We start from the raw sequence: 20,204 nt of genomic DNA on the forward strand, positions 1-20,204 counted from the left end.
TTCTTACCCCATCGCCACGTCGTTTTTGGTGAAGCGGCGATACACACCGTACAGTACCAGCGTCGCAGCAAACAGCAAGGCGCCGAGTGCGCAAGCCATGCCCCAGTTGATGGTGACATTGGTGAAATAAGCGATGTAATAGCTGACCATCTGTTCGTTCGGTCCGCCCAGCAACGCTGGCGTGATGTAGTAACCGACCGACAGGATAAACACCAGCAAAGCGCCGGCGCCAATGCCGGGATAGGTCTGCGGCACATACACGCGCCAGAACGCGGCAAACGGATGGCTGCCGAGCGACACCGCAGCGCGCAGGTAGGTCGGCGGGATTGCTTTCATCACACTATACAAAGGCAGGATCATGAACGGCAGCAGGATGTGCGTCATAGCGATGTACACGCCGATACGGTTGAACAGCAGCTCCAGCGGCGCTTGCGTCAGGCCGGTCACCATCAAGGCTTTGTTGACCAGGCCTTCCGATTGCAGCAATACAATCCAGGCCGCGACCCGCACCAGGATCGACGTCCAGAATGGAATCAGCACCAGGATCATGAACAGGTTGGCGCGCCGTTCCGACATGGTCGACAGCCAGTACGCCAGCGGATAGCCAAGCACCAGGCAAGCCAGCGTGGCAACCAGGCCCATCCAGAAAGTACGGCCGAAAATCTTTTGATACACCGAAGCGCCGGCATCGGCCTTTTCGATATGGCCGAAGGCGTCTTGCTTCAGGTCCAGCGCCGCCAGCAGGTAGTACGGCGAGTACGGCGCACCGTTCTTGGCAATCACTTGCCAGTACGGCAGCTGGCCCCATTGTTCATCGATATCGATCAACGCTTGCTTGATCTGCGTGGCCGGCAGCGGCTTGCCGTCTGCATCCAGCAACGGCAAAGCACGCGCGGTTTTCATGATGATAGAACGGGCGCCGGAGATTTCCGAATTGAGACGGCGCGCCAACGAACCGGCCGAGCTGTCTTCCTTAGCTTGCAACAGATCGCTTGCCAGTCCGGCATAGGCGGCGTCCGGCGGCGCGCTCTTGCGATCCCAATTGTTCAGTGCCGCCACGGTATGCGGCAATGTGGTGGCGATTTCCGGGTTTTCCACTGCGCGCTTGAGCAGCATGGCGATCGGCACCAGGAAGGTCAATAACAGGAAAATCGCCAACGGTGCGATCAATGCCAACGCGGCGGCGCGCTTGCGAAATTGTGCCTGGCGCAGTTCGCGCTTGAGGTGGGAATTCTGCGGTGATGCAGGCGGCGTCATGACAGAACCGACGCCGGCAGATGCAATAGAAGTCATGGTGTTCCGGGTATGCTGAATAGTGAATTGCAAAGAACTACCGCAAGCGGTGCTGCGCTGTACTTACATGCAGTACCGCTTGCGGCTAACCCTATCTTTTACTTGGCGGCCCAGGCAGTGAAGCGTTGCTCCAGTTCTTCACCGTGATCGGTCCAGAACGACAGGCTCAGTTGCAAGGCATCCTTGGCATTGGTCGGCGAGGTCGGTAAATTAGCCAGCACTTTCTGGTCCAGCATCTTGAGTGCATTGTTGTTCACCGGGCCGTAAGAGATATTGCTGGCGTAAGCTTTTTGCGAATCCGGCTTGCTGGCGAAGGCGATGAATTTCTCAGCATCGACCTTGTTCGGCGTACCCTTTGGAATCACCCAGAAATCGAGCGTGTAGATACTGCCGATCCAGCTCACTTTCAGATTCTTGCCTTCCCGTTGCGCGGCATCGATACGGCCGTTAAATGCGGTCGACATCACGACATCGCCTGCCACCAGGAATTGCGGCGGCTGCGCACCGGCTTCCCACCACTGAATATTCGGTTTGAGTTGGTCCAGTTTCTTGAAGGCGCGATCGACACCGGCTTTGGTGGCAAGCACTTTGTAGACGTCTTTCGGCGCCACCCCATCCGCCATCAGTGCGAATTCCAGCGTGTATTCGGCGCCCTTCTTCATGGCACGTTTGCCAGGGTATTTCTTGACGTCCCAGAAATCGGCCCAGGTCTTCGGTGCGACTTTCAGCTTGTCTGCATCGTAGGCCAGCACGGTCGACCAGACAAATGCACCGACACCGCATTCGTGGATGGCCGCAGGACTGAAATCGGCCTTGTTGCCGATCTTGCTGAAGTCGATTTTTTCGAGCAAGCCTTCTTCGCAAGCGCGGCCGATATCGCCGGCATCCACTTCCACTACGTCCCAGCTTACCTTCTTGGCTTCGACCATGGCTTTGACTTTCGCCAGCTCACCATTGAATTCGACTACCGTGATCTTGTCGCCGCTAGCCTTGGCATAGGGATCGATGTAGGCAACCTTCTGCGCTGCACCGTTGGCGCCACCGAAATTAACCACCGTCAGGGCTGCCGCCTGAGCCATGCCGATTGCAGCCAGCGACAATACAACGCTGGTAAAAACGGGTTTCAATAAAGCCTTCATCACGTCTCCTCGTGGATGTAAAAACAATTGCGGAAAACTGCTAAATAAAAATGCGCAGGTGCTTGGGATCTACGTCCAATGCTACCTGGGTGCCTTCATATAACCCGGCCAGCGCAGGGTCGTTCAAGGTAAGTTTGACGAAGCAGTCGTCTTGTTGCGGGATGGTGCAGCGCACCCGCACGTGATCGCCGAAATAGATCAGGCTGCTGACGCTGACACGCATAGCGCTTTCCGGAGCATCGGCGAGTGGTAACAAACGAATCCGTTCCGGCCGGATGCAAGCCACAACCTGCTGACCGACGCTAGCCTGGTTGGCATTCAGGCCGTTCAGCAAACCGCCATGCGGCAAGCGCACGGTGGCGCTACCGCCATCGGTCGCGGCCAGCACGCCATTGAAGCGATTGTTGTCACCGATGAAACCGGCGACGAACTGATTTTCCGGATATTCGTAGAGACGGTCGACCACCGCCAGCTGCTGGATGATGCCCTGGTCGAATACGGCGACGCGGTCCGACATGGTCAGCGCTTCGCTTTGATCATGGGTAACGTAGACAAACGTCACGCCGAGACGCTTGTGCAAGGCTTTCAGCTCCAGCTGCATGTGCTCGCGCAGCTGCTTGTCGAGCGCGCCCAGCGGCTCATCCATCAGCACCAGCTTGGGATCGAACACCAACGCCCGCGCCAGCGCGATCCGTTGCTGCTGGCCACCGGAGAGTTGGGCCGGATAACGATCGCCGAATTTGCCCATCTGCACCATATCCAGCGCTTTTTTTACCTTTTCGACGCGCTCGCTACCGCTGATATTGCGTACCTGCAATGGGTAGGCAACATTCTGCGCCACCGTCATGTGCGGAAACAGGGCGTAGTTCTGGAACACCATGCCGATGTTACGTTTATGCGGCGGCACTTTGTTGAGCAGTTGGCCGTCCAGCCGGATTTCACCGCCGGTAGGAAACTCGAATCCGGCCAGCATCATCAGGCAGGTAGTCTTGCCGGAACCGGACGGACCCAGCAAGGTAAGGAACTCGCCGCGCTGGATATCCAGGTTCAGGTTCTTGACGACCAGATTCTCGCCGTCATAGGTTTTCTTGACGCCGGAAAACTGCACCAGGATATCCGGCGCGCCTGGCTTATCGGCAACTTCCTTGGAGACCAAGGGCAGGTGGGTGGCGATATTTTCTTGCTTCAACTCATTCTCCCGACAAGTTTCAAGCAGCTGCGACAGTGCGCATCGCGGCACTCAGGATGGCCAGTGCCTCATCCATCAAGTTATCCTCAATCGTCAGCGGAAACAAGAAGCGGATCGCGTTACTGTAGACCCCGCAGCTCAACAACAGCAAGCCATTTTTGAGAGCTTCTGCCTGTACTTTCTTGGTAAAGTCGGCATCCGGCTGGCGTGTGCCCGGTTGCAGGAATTCCACTGCCACCATCGCTCCCAGGCCACGGATATCGGCAATCTGCGGAATCTCTGCGCGCAGACCTTCCAGCACCTGTTTCAGTTTGGCGCCGAGCAGATTGGCGCGCTCAACCAGTTTTTCTTCCTCGATCACGTCCAGCACCGCCAGCGCGGAAGCCACTGCCAGCGGGTTGCCGGCGTACGTGCCGCCCAGGCCACCGGGCGCAGCAGCATCCATGATCTCTGCGCGGCCGCACACCGCGGACAGCGGCATGCCACCGGCCAGGCTCTTGGCCATCGTCATCAAATCCGGAATCACGCCGGAATGTTCCACAGCGAACAGCTTGCCGGTACGGGCAAAGCCGGTTTGCACTTCGTCCACCACCAGCAAGATGCCATGCTCATCGCACAATTTACGCAGCGCCTGCATCAGCGCAGGCGGCGCAGCGTAGAAACCACCCTCGCCTTGCACCGGTTCCAGGATGATGGCGGCAACGCGCTTGGGATCGACGTCGGCCTTGAACAGCGCTTGCAACGCCGCCAGGGAGCTTTCGACGCTGACGCCATGCAATTCGATCGGGAACGGCACGTGATACACCTCGGCCGGGAACGGCCCGAAGCCGACCTTGTACGGCGCCACTTTGCCGGTCAACGCCATACCCATCATGGTACGGCCATGGAAAGCACCGGAAAACGCGATCACCGCGCTACGGCCGGTAGCGGCACGGGCGATCTTGACGGCGTTTTCTACCGCCTCGGCGCCGGTCGAAAAGAAAGTGGTTTTTTTAGCATGATCACCCGGGGTGATGGCGTTGATGCGCTCAGCCAGTTCGACATAGCTGGCGTACGGCACGATCTGATAGGCGGTGTGGGTGAATTTGCCCAGTTGTTCCTGGATCGCGGCCACCAGTTTCGGATGGCGATGGCCGGTGTTCAGAACGGCGATACCGGCGGCGAAATCGATGAAGCGGCGGTTTTCCACATCCCAGATTTCTGCGTTGAGTGCATGCGAGGCGTAGAAATCACACATGACGCCGACGCCGCGCGGGGTGGCGGCATTTTTGCGTTGATGCAGAGCGGCGTTGGTGTTCGGGTTTGCTACAGCTGCAGCGGCGGCTGCGTGATATCCGTCGTTTTTCATAATGGCTCCTTAATGCGTTGTACGCGTTATGCGGTTTTTGTATTAGCTTTGATGCATACTAAGGCCGAGCTGGATCTATAATATAGTGCCACTTTCAGTTTTCTAATGGAGCCACTTTGCGCATCGCCTCGCTTACCGATTTCTTGCTGATGCGCATTGAGCGCGGCGCCGACGGCACAGTCGCCAAGGCCGTCGGCACGCCACTTAACCGGCAGATTTATCAAGCCATCCGTGAGGCTATCTTGTCGCAACTGCTGCCATCCGGCTGGCAATTGCCTTCATCACGCGATCTGGCGCGCGAACTGACGATATCGCGCAATACGGTGACCTATGCCTATGAGCAGCTGATCGCCGAAGGTTATCTGGAAACCCGTGCCGGTTCCGGCACCTTCATCGCCGACACCACGCCCGACCAAATTCCAGAGATGCGCCTGAACACGCCGCCGCTGACCGATCCCAGCGGCGAGTCGGAACTGTCGGCGCACGGCGCGCAACTGATCCAGCAGGCTGGCGTCAGCGATTTGCAGTGGGGCGCGTTCATGCCCGGCGTGCCGGATGTGACGCTATTCCCTAACAAGATCTGGAGCCGCCTGCAAAACAAGCATTGGCGCCGCTCACGCGCAGAGCTGCTGACCTATGGCGACGCCGGCGGTTATATGCCGCTGCGCGAAGCGATAGCCGAATATTTACGCATCGCGCGTTCAGTCAACTGCAATGCCAGCCAGGTGATCATCACTACCGGCATCCATCAATCGCTGGATATCGTCGTCAAGTTGCTGGGAGAACATGGCGATAGCGCCTGGGTCGAAGATCCCTGTTACTGGGGCACGCGCAGCGTCCTCAATTCGCTCGGGATCAAGCCGGTAGCGATCCCGGTCGACTCGGAAGGCATGCGCATGCGGTTGGCCAACCTGCGTCAGCCGCCACGGTTTATCTGCGCCACGCCGTCTCACCAGTATCCGCTGGGGATGGTGATGAGCCTGTCGCGGCGGCGCATGTTGCTGGAGTACGCGGCAACCCGCAAAGTCTGGATCATCGAAGACGATTACGACAGCGAATTCCGTTACGGCAGCCGGCCGCTGGCGTCATTGCAAGGCATGGATACCGACGACCGCGTGCTGTACATGGGCACCTTCAGCAAGACCATGTTCCCCAGCCTGCGCATCGGCTTCATGGTGGTGCCGGAATCGCTGGCGAAGGTATTTGCGATCGGCGTCTCCGAGCTGTATCGCGGCAGCCAGGTGTTCATGCAGGCGATCATGGCCGACTTCATGACCGAAGGACATTTCGCTTCGCATATCCGGCGCATGCGGGTGTTGTATGCCGAGCGCCTGCACTTGCTGCAAGCTGCAATCGAACGTCATTTCGGCGACCGCATCACGCTCACCGGCGGTGAGGCCGGCCTGCATCTGGCGCTACGCTTGCCGGTGCAATGCGACGATCGGGCGATCAGCCGCGCGGCGCGTGAAGCGGGGATTGTGGCGCGGCCGCTGTCGCGTTATTACATGAATGCCGAGACTACCCGCAATGGCTTGCTGCTGGGTTATGCCTGCGTGCCGAATGAGCAGATAGCACCGGCTTTCGACAAGTTGGCGGCCATCATAAAGGCGCATTGGAAATGAAAAATGAAAGCTGTCCCGAGCCCGACCGAAACCAAGGAGAACTCATGAAGAAATTTGTTTTTGCGCTGATGTTGGTGCTCAGCGCCGCAGGCACCTCTGTAACTACCTCGGCATCCGCCCAAGCGGTGCCATCGCGGCTGGACGAAGTCGTCAAATCCGGTAATCTCCGCGTTTGCATGACCGGCGATTACAAGCCGTTTACTTTTTTCAAGAGTGACAACAGTTTTGAAGGTATCGATGTCGATCTGGCCAAATCGCTGGCCAAGGCGCTCGGCGTCGAAGCGCGCTTTGTCAAAACCAGCTGGACCAACCTGACCAGCGACTTCCTGGAGAAGTGCGATATCGCGATGGGCGGGGTATCGGTGACGCTGGAGCGCCAAAAGAAAGTGTCGTTTTCGGCACCGCACATGGTGGATGGCAAGGCTGCGATTGCGCGTTGCAGCGATGTCGGCAAGTTCCAGTCGCTGACGGCGATCGACCAGCCGGCGACCCGCGCCATCGTCAATCCGGGCGGCACCAATGAGCGTTTCGCCCGCGCCAACTACAAACAGGCGCAGCTGATCCTGTATCCCGATAACGTCACCATCTTCGACCAGATCGTGCAGGGAAAAGCCGATGTGATGGTGACCGACGCCAGCGAAACCCTGTGGCAGGCGAAGCTGCATCCGCAGTTATGCGCGATTCGTCCTGAACAACCGCTGCAATTCTCGGAAAAAGCTTTCATGCTGCCGCGCGGCGACGTGCCGTTCAAGGAATTCGTCGACACCTGGATGCATCAGCTGAAAGCGACCGGCGACTACGACCGGGTATTCAACCAGTGGCTAAAATAGAACCAGGCTTGCGAAAATTAACCCTGCTTGCTGGCCGACTGCTGCGCGATCTTGTTCTTCCTGATCGATTTCAGATGGGCAGCGACAGCGGTCGCCAGCTGACGCGCCCATAGCGAGACGCCGCTGGCCGACGGATGATAGCCATCGGAAGCCATCAGCGTGTGATCGTTGATGTCGATCAGGATCGGCACCCGTGTCACGCGCAAATTGTTGAGATCGGCGGGCAGAGTGGCAATCAACTCCTCCACCGTTTCGTCCAGCGCCTTGGCTTTCATGCCAAGCACATAACGCAGAGGTTCAGGCAACGCCGGAAAAGCGTGGATAGGCGGAATACCGGAAATCACGATCAGACGCGGCGACAGATGCGCCTGCAGGTCACGCATCAATTGCAACAGCTCGGCCCGATAGCGGCGGCAGGAACGGAACGCGGTGGTGTCATTGACGCCAAAGGCGATCAGCACGATATCCACTTTTTGCGACGCCACCTGCGGCAACATGGTCTTGACCGCATCGCTCAGGGTCGCGCCATTTTCCCCGACCGCCTGCCAGGTCACGGTACGCTGCAGGCGCATCGCCAGCGCAGCGGCAAACTGGCCGGTAATCGCTTCGTAATGGGTGGCGACGCCGACCCCGGCTACCGGCGATTCGCCGATAGTCAGTAATGCCAGCGGCCGCTGCGGCGGTTCCGTGGCGCTGGCAATCTGTGCCTGGCCGATAGTCGGTCCCTTGGCTTCCGGCAGGCGTGGCGTGAGGCGGCGAGTGCGACGGCCTTGTATGATCAGCCACGGCAAGAGCGGTAATGCAATCAGTTCCGGCAACCAGCGGCGCACTTCATGTCTCCTTGATTATTACTATCGTCCAGGATCAAACTATTTTATTTATATGATTTTGCTCAACGTTTTGCTTAACGTTTTGCTTAACGTTTTGCTTAACGGCAAGCAATTATAGTGGTTAGCGGCCGTCAATTCATTCAATCTTCAAGCCTTTTAATTCTGGCTTGGGCGGCGGCGGTTTCAATTTCAGATCAGCAAGGGTTTCCATCAAAATACTGGCAATCGCCAGGTTGCGATGCGTCTTGGAGTTGGCCGGGATCACGTACCAAGGCGCGTGATCGGCATCGGTAGCTTCGATCGCTTTCCCGAACAACTCCTGATACTTGTCCCAGCTTTTGCGCTCTTCCAGATCTTGCAGGTCGAATTTCCAATGTTTGGTTGGATCGTCGATACGTTCTTGCAGGCGAGCACGCTGCTCGTCTTTCGAAATGTGCAGCAGACACTTGATGATTGTAGTACCAGTTTCGGCCAACATCCTTTCAAAATCGCGAATCTGGCCGTAGCGGCGTTCACATTCGGCCTCATCGATCCAGTCATGCACCCGGGTGACCAGTACGTCTTCATAGTGGCTGCGGTTGAACACCACGATTTCGCCCTGCCGCGGCACCTGCTGATGCACCCGCCATAAATAATCGTGGGCGCGTTCGATGGGGGTCGGCGCCTTGAAATCGGCAATCTGGATGCCTTGGGGATTGATCAGGTTAAACACCCCTTTTACGGTGCCGTCCTTGCCGCTGGTGTCGATGCCCTGCAATACCACCAGTATCTTGTGCTGCTGGGCGGCATATAGCATTTCCTGTTGCACGGCGATTTGTGCCGCCAACTCGATAACCAGCTCTTTATCCTTGATTTTGTCGCCGCTGGAAAGCGGCTTCTCCGCGGCGTCGGCATCCTTGATCTTGGTCTGCTTGCCGGCGCGGAACTGCTTGCATGCTTTCATTGCTCTCTCCGATAACGTGGCCACGCGGGTGGTATTGTCCTGGTAGTGCTGGGTGCTTACAGAATCCCGTGCAGATTGCCGAGCGCGTGCTCGATCTTGATGCAGCTATCCATCTCGACCTGGATGCCGTTGGCGCGCGCCTTGGCCGCGGCGCCTTCATTGACGATGCCGAGCTGCATCCAGATGCAGCGTGCATCGATCATGATTGCCTCGCCGACGATCGGTGGAATGTCCTCTGCCTTGCGGAAACAATCGACGATGTCGATTTTCTGGTTGTCCGCTGCCAGTGCTTTCGCCGCATCGAACAGATTGGCGTAGCAATGCTCTCCAAGGATGTGAGCGCCTACATGCATCGGATTGACCGGGATAATCCGATAACCGCGTTCCTGCATGTAACGGGCCACGCCGTAGCTCGGCCGGTCCGGTTTGGACGACAGGCCGACGATGGCGATGATCGGGTTGGCAGGGTTGGAAACGGGAGCGGATGTATTTGGCATGAGTTCTACTATGATGGACTTGTCGGCGTGAGTGGATTCTTGCGTGAGAGATCTTGCTTAAAGCGCTTTGCATGATCTTACCGCGAGAATCTGATTTCCTGCCAGCAACCTCACGGCGGGTTGTTCAACCACCCTGCTCTTGCCACACAACCACACAACCAAACAACATAACGCGCCAATTACCTGACAACGTTCATGCCGGCCGGGTCGACTTTAGGTGTCGGCGCCGTGTCGACTGGTTTCTCGCAAGCGCACAGGCCGATTGCCAGCAGAGCAATAGTGAGGAAATGCCATAACCGGATTTTCATATGCCTTCTCCTGCCAGTATTTTAGGTACGAAAGGCTGGTTGCGCACGGTTTGATACATCTTAGCATGCAGGGCGGCCAGGCCTTTTTGCCTCCTATGTGATAAGTACATCATTAAAAACCGCGATGGAAAGTATTAAAGACAAACCGTTCAGGCAACAAAAAAGCAGCCGAAGCTGCTTTTTCTTGTTGCCATCCGAAATGCAGGCGAACTACAAAATCAACGCCCTTTTTGACGCAACTTCGCAATCGCCGCCAACTGCGCAATTGCTGCCGACAACTCGGCCTGTGCTTTTGCGTAATCGATCACGGATTCCTTGTTGCTCAGCGCTTCTTCCGCGCGACGCTTGGCTTCGGTTGCCTTCGCTTCATCCAGATCGGCGCCGCGAATCGCGGTGTCGGCCAGGACGGTCACGTTATTCGGCTGCACTTCCAGCAGACCACCGGCAACGAATACAAACTCGTCCTGCGCCTGACCTGCCACCTTGATCCGTACAGCACCCGGCTTGATGCGCGTGATCAGCGGGGTATGACGAGGATAAATCCCCAGCTCGCCCGACTCACCCGGCAACGCGACGAATTCGGCTTCACCGGAGAAGATCAGCTCTTCCGCGGAAACAACGTCTACGTGAATAGTGTGTGCCATCTTAAACCCTTTGTTGTCCATTAAATCAACTACCAACAAACCTCGCTGCGTCATTCCCGCGAACGCGGGAATCCATCTTAGTGAAACAGTTACTCAGAAATGTGGATTCCCCGCGTTCGCGGGGATGACTATGCGAAACTTGCTTTAGCCGATCTTCTTGGCCTTTTCGATTGCTTCTTCGATCGTGCCTACCATGTAGAACGCTTGTTCCGGCAGGTGATCGAGTTCGCCGCTGGCGATCATCTTGAAGCCCTTGATCGTGTCCTTCAGCGAAACGTATTTACCTGGCGAACCGGTAAACACTTCAGCAACGTGGAAAGGCTGCGACAGGAAACGTTGCATCTTACGTGCACGCGCCACCAGCAACTTGTCTTCAGGAGCCAGTTCGTCCATACCCAGAATCGCGATAATGTCGCGCAATTCCTTGTAGCGTTGCAAGATACCTTGCACAGCGCGGGCAGTTTCGTAGTGCTCTTGGCCAACCACTTGCGGATCCAGCTGACGCGAAGTCGAATCGAGCGGATCAACCGCAGGGTAGATACCCAGCGAGGCGATATCACGCGACAACACAACGGTGGAATCCAAGTGAGCAAACGTAGTTGCAGGCGACGGGTCGGTCAAGTCATCCGCAGGAACGTAGACGGCCTGGATCGATGTGATCGAACCGGTTTTTGTCGATGTAATACGTTCTTGCAACTGGCCCATTTCCGAAGCCAGTGTAGGCTGGTAACCCACGGCGGAAGGCATACGGCCCAGCAGCGCCGACACTTCGGTACCGGCCAGTGTGTAACGGTAGATGTTATCGACGAAGAACAACACGTCTTTACCTTCGTCACGGAAGCCTTCAGCGATCGTCAGGCCGGTCAGCGCAACGCGCAGACGGTTACCTGGCGGTTCATTCATCTGACCGTAAACCATCGCCACTTTGGATTTTTCCGGATTTTCCAGATCAACCACTTTAGCGTCGGCCATTTCATGATAGAAGTCGTTACCTTCACGAGTACGTTCACCAACACCGGCAAACACCGACAAGCCGCTGTGTGCCTTGGCGATGTTGTTGATCAGTTCCATCATGTTCACGGTCTTGCCCACACCCGCGCCACCGAACAGACCAACTTTACCGCCCTTGGCGAACGGGCAAACCAGATCGATAACCTTGATGCCGGTTTCCAGCAATTCCTGCGATGGCGACAGTTCGTCGTATGCAGGAGCTTTGCGGTGGATAGAGGCAGTGGTTTCGTGGCTTACCGGACCGCATTCGTCGATCGGGTTACCCAGCACGTCCATGATGCGGCCCAGTGTTGCTTTACCGGTCGGCACCATGATTGGCTGGCCTGTGTTCTTGATTGTCATGCCGCGGCGCAAACCGTCGGATGTACCCAGCGCAATGGTACGGACTACGCCGTCGCCCAGCTGTTGTTGTACTTCCAGCGTCAGTTCCGAGCCATCCATCTTCAAGGCATCGTAAATCTTAGGCATCGCGTCACGTGGAAACTCAACGTCCACCACAGCGCCGATACACTGAACGATTTTGCCATCAGCCATTTTCGTTCCTTCAATATATAAAATAAATTTCTGTTAAACGCAGTTTGCGTTACACCGCAGCAGCACCGGCGACGATCTCAGACAATTCCTTCGTGATCGCAGCTTGACGCGTCTTGTTGTATACCAGTTTCAGTTCGCCAATCACGTTACCCGCGTTGTCGCTAGCCGACTTCATCGCTACCATCCGCGCCGATTGCTCGGACGCCATGTTTTCAGCGACAGCCTGATAAATCAGCGCTTCCACGTAACGCACCAGCAATTCATCGATGACGCTTTGCACATCCGGCTCATAAATGTAGTCCCAGTCATGGGCCCCGGTTTTATCAGCCTCAAGACGATCGCTCGACAGCGGCAGCAACTGCTGCAGCATCGGCTCTTGCTTCATCGTGTTGATGAACTTGGTGTACACCAGATAAACCGCGTCCAGGCGACCTTCCTGGTAAGCGTCGAGCAGTACTTTGACTGGCCCGATCAGCTTGTCCAGATGCGGCGTATCGCCCAGTTGCACGGCATGCGCAACGACCTTGGCGCCGATCCGGTGCAGAAAACCCAGACCCTTGTTACCGATCGCTACTGCCTGAACCTTATTGCCTTGCCCTTCCAGCTCACGCAGTTTCGTGGTCAGCAAACGCAAGGAGTTGGTGTTCATGCCGCCGCACAGACCCTTGTCGGTCGTTACAACGATGAAACCAACGTTCTTGGAGTTGTCCTGCTTCACCATGAACGGGTGCGTGTACTCTGGATTGGCTTGCGACAAGTTAGAAGCGATATTACGAATCTTGTCACTGTAGGGACGTGCCGCACGCATCCGGTCTTGCGCCTTGCGCATTTTGGATGCGGCGACCATTTCCATCGCCTTCGTGATCTTCTTCGTATTTTCTACGCTCTTGATCTTGCTGCGTATCTCTTTACCTGTAGCCATTCCGTGCTCCAGTTAAATTAAGCCACGAACGATTTTTTGAAATCAGCAACGGCAGCAGACATTGCAGCTTCACCATCTTTGTCGAGTTGCTTGGTTTCTTCGATCTTTTGCAGCAAAGGCGCGTGGCTGGTCTTCATGTAGTTATGCAGACCGCTTTCGAACGGCAGTACTTGCTTGACGTCGATGCTGTCCAGGAAGCCCTTGTTGACCGCGAACAAAGTCACAGCCATCAGCGAGATCGACAATGGCGAGTATTGCGCTTGCTTCAACAGCTCGGTAACGCGTGCACCGCGATCCAGTTGCTTGCGGGTCGCTTCGTCGAGGTCGGAAGCAAACTGCGCGAACGCAGCCAGTTCACGATACTGGGCCAAGTCGGTACGGATACCGCCGGACAGGTTCTTGATAACCTTGGTCTGAGCAGCGCCACCAACACGCGACACCGAAATACCGGCGTTGATCGCAGGACGGATACCGGCGTTGAACAACGAAGTTTCCAGGAAGATCTGACCATCGGTAATCGAAATCACGTTGGTCGGAACGAAAGCGGAAACGTCGCCAGCCTGGGTTTCGATGATCGGCAAAGCAGTCAGCGAACCAGTCTTGCCCTTGACTTCACCCTTGGTGAAATCTTCGACGTATTTTTCGTTCACGCGTGCTGCGCGTTCCAGCAAACGGCTGTGGAGGTAGAACACATCGCCAGGATAAGCTTCACGGCCTGGTGGACGGCGCAACAGCAGCGATACCTGACGGTATGCAACAGCTTGCTTGGACAGATCGTCATACACGATCAGTGCGTCTTGACCACGGTCACGGAAATATTCGCCCATTGCGCAGCCGGAGTAGGCCGACAGGTATTGCATCGCAGCCGACTCGGAAGCCGATGCAGCAACAACAATGGTGTATTCCATGGCGCCGTGTGCTTCCAGCGCGCGCACGATATTCTTGATCGACGATGCCTTTTGACCGATAGCGACATAGATACATGTCACGTCCTGGCCCTTTTGATTGATGATCGCATCAATCGCCACGGCAGTCTTACCGGTTTGACGGTCGCCAATGATCAGTTCGCGCTGGCCGCGGCCGATCGGTACCATCGAGTCGATCGACTTGATACCGGTCTGCATTGGCTGCGAAACGGATTGACGGGCAATAACGCCTGGTGCGATCTTTTCAATCGGCGCTGTCAGCTTGGTGTTGACCGGACCCTTGCCGTCGATCGGCTGGCCCAGTGCGTTCACTACACGGCCGCGCAGTTCCGGACCGATAGGCACTTCCAAAATACGGCCGGTACATTTAACTGTATCGCCTTCGGAAATGTGTTCGAAGTCACCCAGAATAACGGCGCCGACAGAGTCGCGCTCGAGATTCAGCGCGAGGCCGAATGTGTTGCCTGGGAATTCCAGCATCTCACCTTGCATCACGTCAGACAGACCATGGATACGGCAGATACCGTCGGACACGGAAATAACCGTGCCTTGATTGCGAATTTCAGCGGTATCGCCAAGGCCTTGAATCCGGCTCTTGATCAGTTCGCTGATTTCAGACGCGTTGAGTTGCATATTAACTCCTAAAATTTTTCTCGTTGCTCAGTTACGCAGATACGCAAAAGTCAAAGCCAATCGATGATCACGCAGCCAGGGCAGCATGCAGTTCCTGCAGCTTGGCGCGCACCGAGGTGTCGAGCACTTCATCGCCGACTACTACACGTACGCCGCCGATCAGCGAGTTATCCACAGTTACCGATGGGTTCAGCTTGCGGCCGAACTTCTTTTCCAGCGTGGCGGTCAAATCTTTCACTTGCGCTTCTGTCATTTCAAAAGCACTGGTGATCTCGACATCCGCAGCGCCTTCTTGTGCGTTCTTCAGCACTTGAAATTGCTCGGCGATTTCCGGCAGCGCGATCAAACGACCGTTATCAACCAGCGTCGCGACGAAGTTTTTCACTTCGGCGGTGGCTGCTTGCGGCGATTTCAACAGCGCCAGGAACGTATCGGCGATTTGCTGATGCGTCAGCGCAGGATTGTGCGCCAGCGCCTTGACATCGGAATTGGCCGCTACCTGGCCCATCTCGACAACCAGATCCGCCCACGCAGCCAGGTCTTGCGACTTGGCCACACGGAACAGTGCTTCTGCATAAGGACGAGCAATCGTTGCAAGTTCAGCCATGATTACAGCTCTGTTTTCAGTTGGTTCAGCAAATCGGCATGTGCCGCTGTATCGACTTCGCGCTTGAGGATCTGTTCGGCGCCTTTGACCGCGAGGGTCGCAACTTCACCGCGCAGAGCTTCGCGTGCTTTAGTCATTTGCTGTTCCGCTTCGGCTTTAGCGTTAGCGATGATGCGGGCAGCTTCTTCGGAAGCCGTTTTCTTGGCTTCGTCGACGATCGATTGACCGCGCTTTTCAGCTTCGCCAATACGCTTTTGACCTTCGTCGCGCGCGGTTGCCAGTTCTGCCGAAGCACGCTTTTCAGCGGCTGCCAGATCTGCCTTGCCGCGATCAGCGGCTGCCAGGCCGTCCGCGATCTTCTTGGCGCGCTCATCGAGCGCTTTCATCAGCGGCGGCCAGATGAATTTCATCGTGAAGCCGGCGAGGATGAAGAAGACCAGGAACTGCGCAAACAATGTTGCATTTAAGTTCACAGTAATTTCCTTCTCAGAATAACGTGGGCTGAAATGCTTTCAGCCGATTCGGTTACGCTCGATTAAATTACTTAGCGATGAACGGATTTGCGAATGCGAACAACATAGCGATACCAACACCGATCAGGAACGCAGCGTCGATCAGACCGGCCAGCAGGAACATCTTGGTTTGCAGGGTGTTCATCAGTTCTGGTTGACGTGCCGATGCTTCGAGGTACTTACCACCCATGATTGCGATACCGATACAAGCACCGATAGCGCCCAAACCGATGATCAAACCACAAGCCAAAGCAACAAAAGACAGATCAGTCATGACAATTCCTTCAAAGTTAAGTGAATACAAAAATTAATACAGAAAATTAATACAAAAAACCAATACTGAAACTAATACTGAAAACAGATCTAAAACTAAAACTACAAATTCAAAACCGGCGCTCTGGCTCTTTAGTGAGCCTCATGTGCCTGGCCGATATACACCAGAGTCAGCATCATGAAAATAAACGCTTGCAACAACACGATCAGGATATGGAAGATCGCCCAGATAGAACCGGCAATCACGTGGCCGACAAAACCAAACGCAGTAGCGGTGGAGCCCAGCAGCGCGATCAACAGGAACAGCAATTCACCGGCATACATGTTGCCGAACAGTCGCATCGCCAGCGACACGGTTTTTGCAGCAAATTCAATGACGTTCAACAAGAGGTTGGCTGGAGCAAGCCAGATACCGAAAGGCGCGGCGACCAGCTCGTGCAGGAAACCGCCGATGCCCTTGATCTTGAAGCTGTAGTACAGCATCAGCACCAGTACGCCCAGGGCGATGCCCATGGTGCCGTTCAAGTCGGCGGTCGGCACTACGCGATGATGGGAAATGAAGCCGTCCAGGCCAACCAGCTTGAACAGGCTGGAGAACATGTCGACCGGCAGGAAGTCGAGCGAGTTCATCAAGGCAACCCAGATGAATACTGTCAGCGCCAACGGTGCGATAAAGCTGCGATCGCCGTGGACGATGCCCTTGGCTTGATCGTCGACCATCTCGACTACCATTTCGACGAAAGCCTGGAAACGTCCTGGCACGCCCGCCGTCGCTTTACGCGCGGCGAGATACATCAGCAGGCAACCAACTACGCCGGCAAATACCGACCAGAAAATCGTGTCGATATTGATAATCGAAAAATCGACTATCTTGGATTGATGGCCAGTGGAAAAATGTCCGAGGTGATGGACAATATATTCTGAGGGGGTTAGTGCTTCGCTTGGAGCTACAGTCATGATCGATGTCTAAAAAGTAAAATTATGTAACTTTTGAGTACCACAATGAAGCTGACGATAAATGCCGGCCAATTCAAATCGTGATACAACCATACGACCGCGCCAACCAGCGCAATCGTTGTAGCAATTTTGACAAACTCGCCGATGAAAAAAGACATCGGATTGGCGCCACCTGGTTTGCGCGCGCTGATGTAAAGACGGAGAGCAAACAGTCCGTTGGGAACCGCGCAGCACACACCACCTAAAAGCGCGGAACAAAATCCGGATACGCCGGCCAGTAAACCTGCCACAGCTGCCAGCACGACCGTAGTAATAAATTGCGTAAGCACGATGCGCAGCATACTGACCCAATATTGTGCGAAAGCTACTCGCCGAACAGAACGCGATTGCATCGTGGTCGATGCAGCGCAGCTAATTTCCTCCAGCTCATTCTAGTCTACGGCTGTTTTAGAAGCCCGAGGATTATAAAGGCTGGCCGCGGCTTTCGTCAAACTTTTGCTGCCGAATCATAAGCTTATGCAACACCTGGATTGGCTTTAAATGGTCGGCCTTGCTGGTCCGTACAATCGGATCGGCAGTCAATTTGATTGTGATCCATGCACCAATATTGTGAGACCGCCCTATTTTTTCCGTTTTGCGTTTTTATTCAGCACCTTTGAGGCGTGCAATCAAACCATCCAACGTATCCAGATCGGAAAAATCGATAATCAGCTGGCCGCGATTCTTGGCCGCGGTCTTGATTGTTACCTGAGTCGCCAGCAAATCTGACAATTCTTCTTCCAGCCGGGCGATATCGCGCGACTTTTCCTTGGTTTTGGCAGGCCGGCTGGCTGCATCGGCTTCGGTGGTGGTGCGCACCACGAGCTTTTCGGTATCGCGCACCGACATCCGTTTGGCCACGACCTGGTTGGCCAGCGTGATCTGGGTTGCCGCATCCACCGCCAGCAGCGCCCGCGCATGGCCCATATCGATATCACCGGCCATCAGCATGGTTTGCACCGGCTTGGCCAGGTTCAGCAGACGCAACAGATTCGAGACCGCACTGCGCGAACGCCCTACCGATACCGCCGCCTGCTCGTGGGTAAAGCTGAAATCGGTAATCAGGCGATGAATACCCTGCGCTTCTTCCAGCGGATTCAGGTCTTCGCGCTGCATGTTTTCGATCAGCGCCATCGCCGCGGTGGTCTGGTCGTCGACATCCTTGACCAGCACCGGCACCTCGATCAGGCCGGCTAGCTGAGCCGCACGAAAGCGCCGCTCGCCAGCGATGATTTCATAGTGCTGGGAACCATTGTGCAAGGCGATCGGCCGCACCAGGATCGGCTGCAGCAAGCCCTGCTCCTTGATCGACGCCGCCAGTTCGGCCAGGGCACCCTCATCCATGCGCGTACGCGGCTGGTACTTGCCGGCTTGCATGACAGTGACCGCCAATACCGATGGCGCGCCGACAATAGTCGGCACGGCTTCCGTGATATCGGTGGAGCCGCCCAGCAGAGCTTCCAGGCCGCGGCCCAGTCCTTTTGATTTTTTCGTGACCATCTTTTCCTACCGTAAATTACTGATTACATTACAACGGGCTGTGGATAACTCTGTTGATAACCCTGTTTGCAACCGTATTAATAAGCTGTTGATCAGTTGCGTATAAGTCTGTGCATAGGCGGTGTATAGCCGGTGTACAACTTATGTATTACATTGTCTTGATACGTTCCACCATCTCGGCGCCAAAGGCGATATAAGCCTGTGCGCCCTTGGAAGCCGCGTCAAAAGTGACTCCCGGCATGCCATATGAAGGCGCTTCCGCCAGGCGCACATTACGCGGGATAACCGTCTTGAACACTTTATCGCCAAAGTGCTTTTCCAATTCCTCAGAAACCTGTTGCGATAACGTCATGCGCGGATCGAACATGACGCGCAGCAGGCCGATGATCTTCAGGTCGGGATTCAGATTGGCATGCACCTTCTTGATGGTGTTGACCAGGTCCGACAAGCCTTCCAGCGCATAGTATTCGCACTGCATCGGGATGATTACCCCATTCGCTGCGCATAAACCGTTCAAGGTCAGCATCGAAAGCGCCGGCGGACAATCGATCAGGATGAAATCGTATTCGTCTGCAACGCTGATGAACGCGTCTTTCAAACGCTTCTCGCGATTTTCCAGTTCGACCATTTCCACTTCAGCGCCGGCCAGTTCGCGATTTGCCGGCAGCACGTCAAAACGACCCGTCTCTGAAGTTTTGCGCACCGTTTTGATATCCGACATTCCCAACAGCACTTCATAGATCGAAGCCGTCAGCGTGCCTTTGTTGATCCCCGCGCCCATGGTGGCATTACCCTGTGGATCGAGATCGGCCAGCAAGACGCGTTGATTCAGTTGCGCCAGGCCAGCGGCCAGATTGACGGCGGTGGTGGTTTTACCGACCCCGCCCTTTTGATTGGCGACACAAAATATTTTTGCCATGTATTGGTATGAAGGTCGTGATTTAGTTAGTCGTTAATTTGATGCCAAAGCCGATCAGGAAAATTCCCGCGGCTTTGGAGGCGAATGCGGCGATACGGCGATTGTGTCCCAGGCGTTTGGCAGCAGTGTTCCCGAGCAGTACCAGCAGACTACCGTAAAACAGTGCGCAACTGGAGATGATTGCAGCCATGGTCAGGAATGTGAGGCTGCCGCGCTGCGTCGCCGGATCGATGAACAGCGGAAAAAACGCCATGTAAAACACAATCGCCTTGGGATTGATCAATGTCACCAGGAAGCCGCGGGAAAAATTACCGGCGCCGGCAAAGCCGACGGCGGCACTGGCGTCACCGCCTTTCCTGGCAAATAACAATTTGCAGCCGAGGTAGGCCAGATAAGCCGCGCCCAGATATTGCACGCCCTTGAACACCAGCGGATTCGCGGTCAGCAAGGCTGCTACGCCTACCGCTGCCAAAAACATCAGCACGGCGTCGCCCATCATGATGCCGAACAGCGAAGCATAGCCGCCGCGCACGCCATGCCGGCCGGCGCTGGTCAGGATACAAAAAGTACCTGCGCCCGGCAGCATCAGAAACACCATGGTGGCAACGATCAATTGCCAGACATCTGTAATGCCGAGAGTATGAAACAAGGCGCCCATGATGAATTTACTCCTGTGATGAATCTGGCTGAGATTAGTCCGACTACCTTACTGTTGCCTGGTATTGCTG

Annotated in this window: 22 protein-coding genes; 2 read left to right on the plus strand and 20 right to left on the minus strand. The window is 55.6% G+C overall.

Annotated features, from left to right (window positions below; genetic code table 11):
- Positions 1-3: 3 nt before the first annotated feature.
- The 4 genes from KHU29_RS12210 to gabT all read right to left on the minus strand — a co-directional run bounded on the left by KHU29_RS12210 (position 4) and on the right by gabT (position 4,969).
- The gene (locus tag KHU29_RS12210) at positions 4-1,293 is read right to left on the minus strand and encodes an ABC transporter permease (RefSeq protein ID WP_211453081.1); all 1,290 of its coding nucleotides are present in this window, start codon (positions 1,291-1,293) and stop codon (positions 4-6) included.
- Between the two features lie 98 nt (positions 1,294-1,391).
- Positions 1,392-2,432 (minus strand): ABC transporter substrate-binding protein, encoded by a 1,041-nt coding sequence (locus KHU29_RS12215; RefSeq protein WP_211453082.1) that lies wholly within the window; start codon positions 2,430-2,432, stop codon positions 1,392-1,394.
- A 40-nt stretch (positions 2,433-2,472) separates the two neighbouring features.
- On the minus strand, positions 2,473-3,606 hold the full coding sequence (locus KHU29_RS12220) for an ABC transporter ATP-binding protein (RefSeq protein WP_425514472.1): 1,134 nt from the start codon (positions 3,604-3,606) through the stop codon (positions 2,473-2,475).
- 34 nt (positions 3,607-3,640) lie between these two features.
- The gene (gene gabT, locus KHU29_RS12225) at positions 3,641-4,969 is read right to left on the minus strand and encodes a 4-aminobutyrate--2-oxoglutarate transaminase (RefSeq protein WP_281416116.1); all 1,329 of its coding nucleotides are present in this window, start codon (positions 4,967-4,969) and stop codon (positions 3,641-3,643) included.
- 116 nt (positions 4,970-5,085) lie between these two features.
- Between gabT and pdxR the strand changes: the two genes are divergently transcribed.
- Positions 5,086-6,591, plus strand: a complete 1,506-nt coding sequence (gene pdxR, locus KHU29_RS12230; protein ID WP_425514471.1) for a MocR-like pyridoxine biosynthesis transcription factor PdxR — start codon at positions 5,086-5,088, stop codon at positions 6,589-6,591.
- A 44-nt stretch (positions 6,592-6,635) separates the two neighbouring features.
- The gene (locus KHU29_RS12235; protein ID WP_211453083.1) at positions 6,636-7,421 is read left to right on the plus strand and encodes a transporter substrate-binding domain-containing protein; all 786 of its coding nucleotides are present in this window, start codon (positions 6,636-6,638) and stop codon (positions 7,419-7,421) included.
- Positions 7,422-7,438: 17 nt separating this feature from the next.
- Here KHU29_RS12235 and KHU29_RS12240 read toward each other — a convergent pair whose 3' ends face one another.
- From KHU29_RS12240 to leuE, 16 genes are all read right to left on the minus strand, one after another.
- Complete coding sequence (locus tag KHU29_RS12240; RefSeq protein WP_211453084.1) at positions 7,439-8,251, minus strand: SGNH/GDSL hydrolase family protein; 813 nt, start codon at positions 8,249-8,251, stop codon at positions 7,439-7,441.
- Between the two features lie 136 nt (positions 8,252-8,387).
- Positions 8,388-9,194, minus strand: a complete 807-nt coding sequence (locus KHU29_RS12245; RefSeq protein ID WP_211453085.1) for a PPK2 family polyphosphate kinase — start codon at positions 9,192-9,194, stop codon at positions 8,388-8,390.
- A gap of 56 nt (positions 9,195-9,250) precedes the next feature.
- Positions 9,251-9,691, minus strand: a complete 441-nt coding sequence (locus KHU29_RS12250) for a CoA-binding protein (RefSeq protein WP_211453086.1) — start codon at positions 9,689-9,691, stop codon at positions 9,251-9,253.
- Positions 9,692-9,870: 179 nt separating this feature from the next.
- A complete protein-coding gene (locus tag KHU29_RS22360; RefSeq protein WP_281416117.1) occupies positions 9,871-9,999 on the minus strand; it encodes a hypothetical protein in 129 nt (42 codons plus the stop codon).
- 218 nt (positions 10,000-10,217) lie between these two features.
- Positions 10,218-10,643: a F0F1 ATP synthase subunit epsilon gene (locus KHU29_RS12255; protein ID WP_211453087.1), complete on the minus strand. Its 426-nt coding sequence runs from the start codon at positions 10,641-10,643 to the stop codon at positions 10,218-10,220.
- A gap of 144 nt (positions 10,644-10,787) precedes the next feature.
- Entirely contained in the window at positions 10,788-12,188 is a 1,401-nt protein-coding gene (gene atpD / locus KHU29_RS12260) for a F0F1 ATP synthase subunit beta (RefSeq protein WP_014008363.1), read from the minus strand.
- A 49-nt stretch (positions 12,189-12,237) separates the two neighbouring features.
- Positions 12,238-13,110: a F0F1 ATP synthase subunit gamma gene (gene atpG / locus KHU29_RS12265; RefSeq protein WP_211453088.1), complete on the minus strand. Its 873-nt coding sequence runs from the start codon at positions 13,108-13,110 to the stop codon at positions 12,238-12,240.
- A 17-nt stretch (positions 13,111-13,127) separates the two neighbouring features.
- On the minus strand, positions 13,128-14,669 hold the full coding sequence (gene atpA, locus KHU29_RS12270) for a F0F1 ATP synthase subunit alpha (protein ID WP_211453089.1): 1,542 nt from the start codon (positions 14,667-14,669) through the stop codon (positions 13,128-13,130).
- 67 nt (positions 14,670-14,736) lie between these two features.
- Positions 14,737-15,276 (minus strand): F0F1 ATP synthase subunit delta, encoded by a 540-nt coding sequence (locus KHU29_RS12275; protein ID WP_211453090.1) that lies wholly within the window; start codon positions 15,274-15,276, stop codon positions 14,737-14,739.
- A 2-nt stretch (positions 15,277-15,278) separates the two neighbouring features.
- Complete coding sequence (locus KHU29_RS12280) at positions 15,279-15,749, minus strand: F0F1 ATP synthase subunit B (protein ID WP_211453091.1); 471 nt, start codon at positions 15,747-15,749, stop codon at positions 15,279-15,281.
- Positions 15,750-15,816: 67 nt separating this feature from the next.
- Positions 15,817-16,062, minus strand: coding sequence for a F0F1 ATP synthase subunit C (atpE, locus tag KHU29_RS12285; RefSeq protein ID WP_011872763.1), 246 nt, complete (start codon positions 16,060-16,062; stop codon positions 15,817-15,819).
- Positions 16,063-16,193: 131 nt separating this feature from the next.
- Positions 16,194-17,018, minus strand: a complete 825-nt coding sequence (gene atpB, locus KHU29_RS12290; RefSeq protein WP_211453092.1) for a F0F1 ATP synthase subunit A — start codon at positions 17,016-17,018, stop codon at positions 16,194-16,196.
- Complete coding sequence (locus tag KHU29_RS12295; protein WP_211453093.1) at positions 17,015-17,359, minus strand: ATP synthase subunit I; 345 nt, start codon at positions 17,357-17,359, stop codon at positions 17,015-17,017. The genes atpB and KHU29_RS12295 overlap by 4 nt, the downstream gene beginning before the upstream one ends.
- Positions 17,360-17,660: 301 nt before the next feature.
- A complete protein-coding gene (locus KHU29_RS12300) occupies positions 17,661-18,557 on the minus strand; it encodes a ParB/RepB/Spo0J family partition protein (RefSeq protein WP_211453094.1) in 897 nt (298 codons plus the stop codon).
- Positions 18,558-18,705: 148 nt separating this feature from the next.
- Complete coding sequence (locus KHU29_RS12305) at positions 18,706-19,476, minus strand: ParA family protein (protein ID WP_211453095.1); 771 nt, start codon at positions 19,474-19,476, stop codon at positions 18,706-18,708.
- 22 nt (positions 19,477-19,498) lie between these two features.
- The gene (gene leuE, locus KHU29_RS12310) at positions 19,499-20,134 is read right to left on the minus strand and encodes a leucine efflux protein LeuE (protein WP_211453096.1); all 636 of its coding nucleotides are present in this window, start codon (positions 20,132-20,134) and stop codon (positions 19,499-19,501) included.
- Between the last annotated feature and the right edge of the window lie 70 nt (positions 20,135-20,204).

The sequence above is a fragment of the Collimonas antrihumi genome (assembly GCF_018304965.1).
Lineage (GTDB): Bacteria > Pseudomonadota > Gammaproteobacteria > Burkholderiales > Burkholderiaceae_D > Collimonas > Collimonas antrihumi.

Coding starts and splice junctions, on each gene's coding strand:
- KHU29_RS12210 (WP_211453081.1), bottom strand. CDS start 1,293: ATGACTTCTATTGCATCTGCCGGCGTCGGTTCTGTCATGACGCCGCCT.
- KHU29_RS12215 (WP_211453082.1), bottom strand. CDS start 2,432: ATGAAGGCTTTATTGAAACCCGTTTTTACCAGCGTTGTATTGTCGCTG.
- gabT (WP_281416116.1), bottom strand. CDS start 4,969: ATGAAAAACGACGGATATCACGCAGCCGCCGCTGCAGCTGTAGCAAAC.
- KHU29_RS12235 (WP_211453083.1), top strand. CDS start 6,636: ATGAAGAAATTTGTTTTTGCGCTGATGTTGGTGCTCAGCGCCGCAGGC.
- KHU29_RS12245 (WP_211453085.1), bottom strand. CDS start 9,194: ATGAAAGCATGCAAGCAGTTCCGCGCCGGCAAGCAGACCAAGATCAAG.
- KHU29_RS12250 (WP_211453086.1), bottom strand. CDS start 9,691: ATGCCAAATACATCCGCTCCCGTTTCCAACCCTGCCAACCCGATCATC.
- KHU29_RS22360 (WP_281416117.1), bottom strand. CDS start 9,999: ATGAAAATCCGGTTATGGCATTTCCTCACTATTGCTCTGCTGGCAATC.
- KHU29_RS12255 (WP_211453087.1), bottom strand. CDS start 10,643: ATGGCACACACTATTCACGTAGACGTTGTTTCCGCGGAAGAGCTGATC.
- atpD (WP_014008363.1), bottom strand. CDS start 12,188: ATGGCTGATGGCAAAATCGTTCAGTGTATCGGCGCTGTGGTGGACGTT.
- atpG (WP_211453088.1), bottom strand. CDS start 13,110: ATGGCTACAGGTAAAGAGATACGCAGCAAGATCAAGAGCGTAGAAAAT.
- atpA (WP_211453089.1), bottom strand. CDS start 14,669: ATGCAACTCAACGCGTCTGAAATCAGCGAACTGATCAAGAGCCGGATT.
- KHU29_RS12275 (WP_211453090.1), bottom strand. CDS start 15,276: ATGGCTGAACTTGCAACGATTGCTCGTCCTTATGCAGAAGCACTGTTC.
- atpE (WP_011872763.1), bottom strand. CDS start 16,062: ATGACTGATCTGTCTTTTGTTGCTTTGGCTTGTGGTTTGATCATCGGT.
- atpB (WP_211453092.1), bottom strand. CDS start 17,018: ATGACTGTAGCTCCAAGCGAAGCACTAACCCCCTCAGAATATATTGTC.
- KHU29_RS12295 (WP_211453093.1), bottom strand. CDS start 17,359: ATGCTGCGCATCGTGCTTACGCAATTTATTACTACGGTCGTGCTGGCA.
- KHU29_RS12300 (WP_211453094.1), bottom strand. CDS start 18,557: ATGGTCACGAAAAAATCAAAAGGACTGGGCCGCGGCCTGGAAGCTCTG.
- KHU29_RS12305 (WP_211453095.1), bottom strand. CDS start 19,476: ATGGCAAAAATATTTTGTGTCGCCAATCAAAAGGGCGGGGTCGGTAAA.
- leuE (WP_211453096.1), bottom strand. CDS start 20,134: ATGGGCGCCTTGTTTCATACTCTCGGCATTACAGATGTCTGGCAATTG.